At 45.7% G+C, this 9,237-nt stretch carries 5 protein-coding genes; 1 reads left to right on the top strand and 4 read right to left on the bottom strand.

Annotated elements, in window-relative coordinates; genetic code table 11:
- Window positions 1–101: 101 nt before the first annotated feature.
- The 3 genes from AC3A8L_RS11280 to AC3A8L_RS11270 all read right to left on the bottom strand — a co-directional run bounded on the left by AC3A8L_RS11280 (window position 102) and on the right by AC3A8L_RS11270 (window position 4,771).
- Window positions 102–2,207, bottom strand: coding sequence for a di-heme oxidoredictase family protein (locus AC3A8L_RS11280; protein WP_487962358.1), 2,106 nt, complete (start codon window positions 2,205–2,207; stop codon window positions 102–104).
- Between the two features lie 615 nt (window positions 2,208–2,822).
- Complete coding sequence (locus AC3A8L_RS11275) at window positions 2,823–3,590, bottom strand: LytR/AlgR family response regulator transcription factor (RefSeq protein WP_487962357.1); 768 nt, start codon at window positions 3,588–3,590, stop codon at window positions 2,823–2,825.
- Between the two features lie 11 nt (window positions 3,591–3,601).
- Window positions 3,602–4,771 carry a sensor histidine kinase gene (locus AC3A8L_RS11270; RefSeq protein WP_487962356.1) on the bottom strand — a complete coding sequence of 390 codons (1,170 nt, stop codon included), beginning with the start codon at window positions 4,769–4,771 and terminating at the stop codon, window positions 3,602–3,604.
- Between the two features lie 836 nt (window positions 4,772–5,607).
- Here AC3A8L_RS11270 and AC3A8L_RS11265 point away from each other — a divergent pair.
- A complete protein-coding gene (locus AC3A8L_RS11265; protein ID WP_487962355.1) occupies window positions 5,608–6,588 on the top strand; it encodes an aldo/keto reductase in 981 nt (326 codons plus the stop codon).
- Window positions 6,589–6,668: 80 nt separating this feature from the next.
- Here the strand turns inward: AC3A8L_RS11265 and AC3A8L_RS11260 are convergent.
- Window positions 6,669–9,237, bottom strand: a 2,569-nt coding sequence (locus AC3A8L_RS11260) for a hybrid sensor histidine kinase/response regulator (protein WP_487962354.1), incomplete at its 5' end; no start/stop codon positions are given.

Genomic DNA, 9,237 nt, shown 5'->3' with positions numbered 1-9,237 from the left:
TATTTGCAATAGCCGGCTATTACGCCATATTTTCGCCTCGTCAAGCAAGCACCCATAAACCCAAATTCCAGCAACTTATTCCGTGCACGCCCCTAAGCGCTTTACAAGGCTTTCAGGTAATCGATAATAGCGGTTTGTTCACTTCGCGTTAACTGATTAAAGGCGGCGCGGGATGTTTGTGCACTGCTGCCGTGGCGCGCAATGGACTGTTCAATGGTCGTAGCTAAACCATCATGCATCAAGGCATAGGTTCCGTTGCCTGCATCATCATCGCCATAGCGCACATAACCACTCAAGCCCAAACCCCAAAGTGGCGCGGTTCGATATTCGCTTTCACCTAAATCGTGCAGTAATAAATCGGTGTAGGGGTGAATGACCTGATGACTGAGTTCACTAAGGGGGTGCTCACCGGTAGTTACGGTCATTTTATGACAGCTATCGCAGCCTATCTGTTGAAAGAGCGTATGCCCTGGCAGGCTGGTGAGATTTTCTCGGGGTATTGGGACGGACAATAAACTGGTGTAAAGCGTGAGCTCTTCTAGATGCGTATCGCTCAACTCTTCTGGCCCAAAGCCTTCAAATGCAGTGCCAATACCCATGTCGTTCTGAAGCGCTTTAGCAGTCTGATGTTTGACGGAAATGGTTTCTGCTTTCCAGCCAAAGCGACCAATGTGTTCGCTGCCGTTAAGCTTAACGCGACTAACTTTACCACCATTGTCGTTCGCCCAAGCTTCGATTTGGCTTTCCGCTATTGCCTCGAGTAACCCCAGTCCTATCAATTTAGGTGGCGTAACATTTTGAGTGTCTTGTACGGGCCCATTACCGTTGAGTTCGTGGCATTGTGTGCAAGCATTTTGGATGGGGTTGGTTGTTATGCCCGCGAGGTGGGGCGAGGGTAAATTACCGTTGATGGCTTGCGGCCCCGGTTTAAAGGGCTCGACGTGATGGCCGTTATCAAAATCTGTATGGAATAAACGACGGCCGTTTAAAAAACCTTGGATATGGTTAGGGCTGATATTGTAGGCGTGTTGCATAAAGGCGAAGCGCTGTTCGGTATTGCCTGTTGCAGATAGTTGCGGAACCGAGGTGTCGCCGCCGAGCCTGGCGAAACTATCGTTAATGTTCACAGGGCCAATGGCGGGGTCTCGATTGTTAACCGTAAAGCCTTGGCCTAAAACATATTTATAAGTTTGTCCGTAGTAATTTACATTGTCTCCCAGCGTATTGGCGCGACTAAAGTTAATGGTTGTTTCAAACTCTATCTGATCGCCTTCGGCAAAGCCCCGAGGAATGGTGGCATCGGGCCGCATCACTGCGCGCCAATCGGTGGCTTGCTGACGTTGTGCTTGGCTTGCATTGCAGGCAGGAATAATTTGGCCATCGGTGGTGATAATTTCCATAACGTAACCGTAAACAAAATCGGTCTCGTTGCCATATGTTTTGTGGTAACGCCAATTGGGAACTTGTTGGTTACAGTCTTTGGTGTTCCCTTCGGCGTCCGTCATGGCGGCGGGCACGGCTCCGTGGAGCATTACAACAACACAGGCCGCTTCCGAGCCGCAGTTGGCTGGACGGTGCTTGCTGGCAGCGGTGCGGGTGTAGTCACGTAATTCAAGCCAGCCAAATCGACCAACCCAATATTCAATATTGTAATTGTTGAAATTATCGAAGCTGAGTTCGTGACGAACACGGTAGCGTTCGGCACGGCGCGTGATCACTACACCATCGTCTACCCATGTACCGCCATCAACATCAAAGGCTTTGCTGCGGTCAATCACTTCTTCTTGATCAAAGTTTGGGGGTAGATCTGGATCCTCGTTATTACTTGGCTCACCATTGCTGCTTATTTCTGCGCAGCCTGAAGATTGCGCTTGGTTAGCATCGGCAAAGCATTGGTTACAGTTGGCGGCATAAAAAGGGTGGCTGGTTGGGCACTGGTTTGGTATGCCATTCATTGCGCTGCTACTTGATGCTGCTGAGCTTGAGATAACAGTTAAAGCACTGCTGGCGGAAGCTAGGCTGGCGCTGGATTGTGTTCCGGTTGACGAGTGAATATCGGCAGTTGCGGAGCTGCCTTGATTACTGGTGCCGCTGCAGGCGCACAATAAAATAGAGGCTAATAAGCAGTTGGCCTTTTTAATTGAAGCCCAAGCTTGCCATTGCTGTGATCTGAATAATCCTACCCGCCCTTTGTTGTTCGCGCCCATTGTATTTACCTTCATGCTGTTTAATGGTAACTATTCAGCCATACACAAATAGGCCGGCAAACTGATCATTTTCTGGGCCGCTCAAGCCATCCATGGCCGCTATGCAAGCGTTCCTGACGCTTGAATGCCCAGAAAACAATCAGTTCGCCTTTGAGTGGGCATGATTTCGAGCCCACCTGAATAGTTACGTTTAATGACTACGCGACGGGTATTCCAGTGCTAAAAAGTGAATCGTCAATGCGTATGCGGTGTGGATATTGTGATTGGAGTGTGCCGGCTTCTGAGTTTTAAAAGTAGGGGGGGTAGCGGCAGAGTGCGCTCAATTTGGGGTGAATGATTGCGGATGTTAATTTGTGGGATAGCGTTAACATTTTTTGTGAAGAAGCTTTTTTCGTAGTCTCGAACGGAAAACGGAGAGCTATAACCTGATCAGGTTTGGTGCCGGATACCTCGTTGAGGGAGGTATCTGGGGCATTGCTGAACCGAAAAATAAGTGAAGGCTCAGAGCCGCAAGTTAGTAAATCACAACAGCTCTATTAAGCAGGATTGGATAAAATATGCCTGGATAAAACAGGTCTGGATCAAGCATAGTCGGATAAGAATTGTTTTCTTGCCCTAAAGAAAATCCCTTATTTTATTTTTATAAGATCGGCTGACCTTGAGTTTGTCGCCGCACTTTAAGTGTAAAAAACTTTCGCCGCTGGTATGGGGGGATATTCTATGGATTTGGCGGGTGTTAACAATAATAGAACGATGAATACGTTTAAATACCTTTGGGTCTAAGTCCTGCTCTAGTTCTTTCATGGTTGTGCGTAAAATATGCACCGCACCCCCTGCATGAACGCCCATGTAGTCGCCAGCAGCTTCTATCCAGTCGATAGTGTCGCAGGGCAGAATCATACTGCTACCTTGGTCTTTAATAATCAGTTTGTCGACGTAAGGCGAGGGCAGCTCTTGCTCTTTTCCAGAGCTTTGTAAGCGTATGATGCGATCTTCTACTTTAGTGAGGGCTTGCTGCAGGCGTGATTGCTCTACGGGTTTAACTAGGTAATCAAGTGCGTTGACGTTAAAGGCATCGACGGCGTAATTGTGATACGCCGTAACAAAAATAATCCATGGGCGCTCTTGTGAAAATCCACTGTCTTCCTTTTTATTGTTGAGAAGGTAATCGAGTGAATTGATTTGAGGCATTTCGATATCTAAGAAAATAACATCTGGACTGTGTTTTTTTAACGCGGCTTCGGCCTCATTCATGTTTTGGCATTCTGCAACCACAATCACCTGTGGGTGTTGTTGTAGGCGCAACCTTAGGCCTTCGCGTGCAAGAGGTTCATCGTCGACGATAACCGCGCTAATGGGGTGGCGTGTTGTTGGAGTTGTCATAGGGTTTACCATTAATACGTATCAAAACAGGCTGGCATGCTTAATGTTACGGCAAGGCCTACCGGTTTTAGATTATCAAATTCTATATTAGCTTTGTCGCCAAAATGCGCATGTAAGCGGTCTAGGGTTAAGCTAATGCCCAAGCTTTTTCGCTGTTTAGTTGCGGCGGAGGGAATGTCGAGACCTGGGCCATTGTCGCTAATCACAATAATTAATTCTTTTTTGATGACTTCAGCGCTTAAGTGAATTCGTGTAATTTTTTGTGCCCCGCGAGAACCGTACTTCACGGCATTTTCTACCAGTGGTTGCAGTATAAGATTGGGCAGTAAGCAGAAGCGTGCATCGTCGTCGTAGTTGATGGATATGGAAAGTTGATCTGTAAATCGCATTTTTTCAATCGCCATATATTCATCGAGTGCTTCAATTTCATTTTCGAGGGTGACGAGTTCTTGCGGGTCATTATAAATAGTATGACTGAGGAAGTTGCTGAGCTTCTCCAGTGTGGCATAGGCTTTACTATTTTCTTCTTTAAGTATGAGGGTCGAAATTGCATTTAACGCATTTTTAATAAAATGGGGGTTTAACTGATAGCGTAACATTTTCAGTTGTGCATCTTTAGTGGTTGCCTCAAGTCGTAAGCTTTTCTCGCGTTCTCTAATCAGTAGTGAGTAATGAAAAATGGCAAAATAAGCAGAGCACCATGCAATAAATATGGCGAGCGAAAAAGAGTACCAGTCACCAAAGTGCGAGAGGGTGGGTAGCTCAAAGGTGTCTTTAAATAATGCGTTGAAGGTGACCCATTTGAATAAATTCCATACGGCGGCGCCAGTAACTGTCAGGGTGATGATGATGGGCGCTTGAATATAAACCGGGAGTGCGCGAAGGCGCTGGAAAGTCAGTGTTAGTAGATGGCTAATGGCAAATCCAGCAAGGGTCTCTAGTACCGCGTGTAGCGTCCCGATAGGCAGCGAGCGACCTGATGTTAGAGTGATGGTGAGAAATATAGCGGCAAAATATAAAACCCATGCGGATGATTGCACTAACCAGTAGTGGCTGAGATTTAGGCGAATAACGGAAGACCAAGCGCGAGTGGCTGCATGCTTTAGAGGCCATGCGAATGAGTCGCTTTCGCGGCGCGATGGTAGGGGGGGCTGATCTCTCGCTGTACTATTATCGTCCAAGAGGCTGAGCACCATAAATGTCATTGTGAGGGTGTTCGTGCGGATCGCTGCATAACAGCACGATAACCTTGGGTGTGTTTGCGGGAGGAAGGGGTGTAAGCACGTTTATCCTACCCACATCTTTTTAGGTTCTGGAGTGTACTTATTTCTAAGTCCCGATGGCGTGACTTAGTGCCGAGTCGTTTGGGGGGTAGGTTATTTCTCATAATAGTCATCTGCATAAAATAAAAAAAACAAGCCATAGATTTATTAAAAGCTTGCGCTAAGTAACGTTTACTATTCGCTGTTTAACTGTATTTTCCTCTGACTTTAACGCTAATCATCGGTAGGATATGTACCAAATAAGGTGCTTTAGTCCTATTTTTAGTGGCGAAATTTCGGTGTTTTCAGCGATGTCTGGATGATTTCTTCACTGGAAATAAACGTTTAGTGGCATGCCGTAATAAAACAGTTGGTGACGCCTAAATCGTCTAAAGTCTAAGTATAGACTGAATTACTTGGTTTTGTTTTTTGTTAAATCGATGACCCAACTAATTGTTTTTTCTTATTTGGTTGTTTTGTTACCATAAATGTTTTTTTTTGGTTTCTAGGTTGCAGTGTATTTGGCGCTATTTGTTTTTTTACGGCGTGAGCTGTGAGCGCAAATATTCTTTAGATACCTTAAGGTATTTCTTATTGATATAGATTTGTCTTTTGTTATGTCATTTTGTCCCATTTAGGGTGCGGCTTGACGACTACGGCTTTAGTTAAATTCTGTTAGCGAGGATCATGTCGGTTCGTTAGTTTTGAATGCTTAGGCATTTTATTTTACGTACTGAAGATTTAGGTTAACAATTATGGAACAACGGTTACTCGGCAAGAGTGGTATTGCAACCTCAGTGATTGGCCTTGATGGGCGATCTTTGAGTGGCGAGTATGGCCCTTTAGATAATGTGATGGCTTTTACCGTATTGGCCGAAGCTGACCGATCTGGCGTTAGCTTTTGGAATACCGCGGATGTGTATGGCGATGGTGTGAGTGAAACGCGCGCGGGGGCATGGAATACCTTTAATCCTGCACGCCGTGTCATCGCGACAAAAGTCGGCCGTAACAATGAATTGCACCCCGATCGTCATCAGTACGACCGCATGCGGCGCAGTATCGAGGGCTCATTGGCGCGAATGAATGTAGATTGCCTAGAGCTCGTGCAGTTGCATCGGTTCAATCCTTCTTTACTGGGTAGTGATCAAGTTTGGCGTTGGTTGGAAGACTTTCGTTCAGAAGGTTTAATTCTGCATTACGGCGCTAGTGTGAGTACCCCAGCCGAAGGACTTATGTGCCTCGATAAGCCAGGGCTTACTTCCATTGAAATTGTATTTAATCTTTTCCAGCAAGAGGCGGCAGAAGAGTTATTGCCTGCCGCCGCAAAGGCTGGCGTTGGCATTATTGCCTGCCAGCCTTTGGCTAGTGGGTTGTTGGGAGGGCGTTTAACGGAGCAGTCGCAATTTACGGCTCCTGATTATCGCAGCCCGTCCAACCGTGAGGCACGGGGTGTATTGGGCAATCCCTACAGTGGTTTAACATTACAGCAGGGCCTAGCCGCCGTTGAAACACTCAAAGCCTTAAACTTGGCGCCGCACTTAGACTTGTATCAATTGGCGTTGCGGTGGGTGCTGGATCATCGCGATGTAAGCAGTGCAGTGGTGGGCGTTAGTTCGTTTGAACAGTTAAAGCTTAATACCTCAGTTGCGGCATTACCGCCCTTAACTTGGGATATCCACCAGCGTTTGCGTGAGCTTCCTGAGCTCATCCGGGAGGAAACAGCCGCGTTGGCTTAATAAGGGGCGAGGAAATATAGATTGCCCCATTATCCGCAGGATAAGGAAGTCAAAAACAGGCATTGGTGGATTTTCCACCCCTAATCATCTTGTTGTCGAACCATATTGAGTAGCGCTTTAACGCGAGCCAGCAGCTCTTCTTTATCTACCGGTTTGGCCATAAAGTCATTTCCGCCCACTAAAAAGCTGTGTGTTATCTCGCTGGCGCACTCTTTCGCGGTTAAAAAGATAATGGGTAGCTTATAGATGGGGTGCGTTGCGCGCAGTACTTGGCACACTTCATAGCCACTGATTTTTGGCATCATGACATCTAATATGATGAGGTCTATTTTTTCGCCACTTTGTACGCGGGCGATGGCTTCTTGTCCATTCTCGGCTTCAAGGGTTTGATAGCCGTGAAGTTTTAATATTCCCACTAATACCATTCGGTTGACGATGTTATCGTCAACGCACAATACGGTAACGGAAGATGCATAGGTCGGCGCCTTTGCTTGCAAATTTTTCACACGCCTAGAGGGCGGCTCTAGAGTGATACTGGCTTTAGAGCGTTGTGGGCGTGAAGTGTTTGGTGGTGCTACTGTTGCGGTCATTACTTTTTGGTTGGCAGTGGGCAGAGTAAAGCTAAATGTGCTGCCTTGGTTTATTGCGGAGACTGCAGAAATTTTACCGCCATGCAATTCGACGAGTTGTTTAGTAATGGCTAAGCCCAGTCCAGAGCCTTCAAAATCACGTGAATCCGAGTGGTCAACTTGGGTGAACGATTGAAAAATCGTTTTTACATCTTCTGCAGCTATCCCTAATCCCATATCGGTAATACTGATCGTTAATACTTCTCGCTCTAGTTTTGCATTGATATCAATATGCCCTTCATCGCTGTATTTAATCGCATTGCCAATCAGGTTAAGCAGTATCTGCTGAAGTCGATTTTTGTCGGCATAAACGTGCGGTAGTGAGGAGGGGATGTGATTGTTAATGATTAGCGGTTTGTTATCTAAAAGTGGTGTGAGTAAAGCAATGGCCGTTTCGGTTTGTTGGTGAATGTCACAGGCACTTAGGTGCAGTTTAATTTCCTGGTTGCCCAGTTTTGACATGTCCAAGATATCATTGATTAAATGAGAGAGACGCTTTCCACTTTGTATAATCATATCGAAAGTAATGTTTTGCTTTTCAGTTAAATGTACTTGTAAGTTATGTTGCAAGCTTTCGCTGAGTCCGATTATGCCGTTGAGCGGGGTTCTTAGTTCATGCGATGTGTTGGCTAAAAAAGCATCTTTCATTTTGTCGAGCTGCATTAGCCTATTGTTAATCGTTCGCTCTTTGTTGAGTTCAAGACGCTTAACCTTATAGCGCCACCCCAGTTGAGCAATGGCGAGTATTAATAGGGTGTAAACAATAAAAGCCCATGAGGTGAGCAGTGGGTGACCCTTAACTTTTATGCTAAGGGTAGTGATGGATGGCGAGGGCTCGTTGTTAGTGGGTAATACGCGAACTCTAAATTGGTATTTTCCTGGCGGTATATGGGCATAAGAAATATTGTTGCGTACATCGCTTTGCCTCCAGTTTTTATCGTAGCCCTCTAGCATGAATTCATATCGAGTATGTTGATGAGTACTGTAGTTAAAGGCAGAAAAAGAGAGGGATATGAGTGATTGGTTGTGATCAAGTATTATCTCTGTGGTATCACTAATGCTTGCTGTTAGTGGCGAGTGGGGTGTTTGTGTTGTTATGGATTCGTTAAATATTTTTAAATCTGTGATCGTGACATGCTGATCTTTGTTCGGAAGTTTAAGTTTACTAGGGTTGAATATACTTAAACCTTCTGTCGATCCGGCGTACATCTTATTCTGTTGTGCAAGAGGATTTTTTTTATCAAAAAAAAGTGCGTTGCGTTTATAAATATTGCTTATTAGCCCTATTTCTTTTTGAAGAACTTTAATACTTAATGTCTCGGGATCAATTTTTACCAGTCCATTATCTGTAGTGGCCCAAATAAAACCTTCGTTATCTTCCGCGAGGCTGGCAATGTTATCGGAAGGTAACCCTTGGCTTATAGTTAGTGAGGTGAAGGTGTCGCGCGCTGAGTTGAGTCGTGTGATGCCATCTTGGGTCCCAATCCATAATCGATTTTTAGTGTCTACCAGTAGCGCTGAAGTACGATTACTGATGATTGAATTGCTATCTTTTTCATCGCGATAATAATGTTTTATTTTATCTCGTGTTAAATCGAACATGTCTAGCCCGCCAAATGTTGCGACCCACAAATTTTGATCGTGATCTATGGCGAAATCCTTAACGTGTGCACCCGAGACATGCTGGTTATCAGCAGGCGTTTGGGCAAGAATATAATCGAATACTTGAGTTTTTAAGTTGTAACGGTTAATCCCGTGGGTCTCAGTTCCAATCCACAGGTTGTCGCCGTCAAGTTGCAGTGCCCATATATAAGCGCTGTTAATACTCTTGCCATCGTCCCCGCGAGGGTTTGGAATAAAGTGTTCAAATTTTTGTGTAGTAGGATCTTTTCTGTGCAGACCTCCCGACCAAGTGCCAACCCAGAGCTCTCCGGTTTCTTGCTCGGCTACAGACAAAACCGCATTGAATTGCAGCTTGCCCTGGGTGCCGGGCTCGGCCTTGTGGTGCCAGCTCTCGAGA

The organism is Marinagarivorans sp., assembly GCF_982758155.1.
Note: the sequence above shows the minus strand (reverse complement) of the source record. Positions and strands in the feature narration are given on the sequence as shown.

Excerpts from the sequence above, each read along its gene's own strand:
- AC3A8L_RS11280 (WP_487962358.1), bottom strand. The coding sequence starts at position 2,207 with ATGGGCGCGAACAACAAAGGGCGGGTAGGATTATTCAGATCACAGCAA.
- AC3A8L_RS11275 (WP_487962357.1), bottom strand. The coding sequence starts at position 3,590 with ATGACAACTCCAACAACACGCCACCCCATTAGCGCGGTTATCGTCGAC.
- AC3A8L_RS11265 (WP_487962355.1), top strand. The coding sequence starts at position 5,608 with ATGGAACAACGGTTACTCGGCAAGAGTGGTATTGCAACCTCAGTGATT.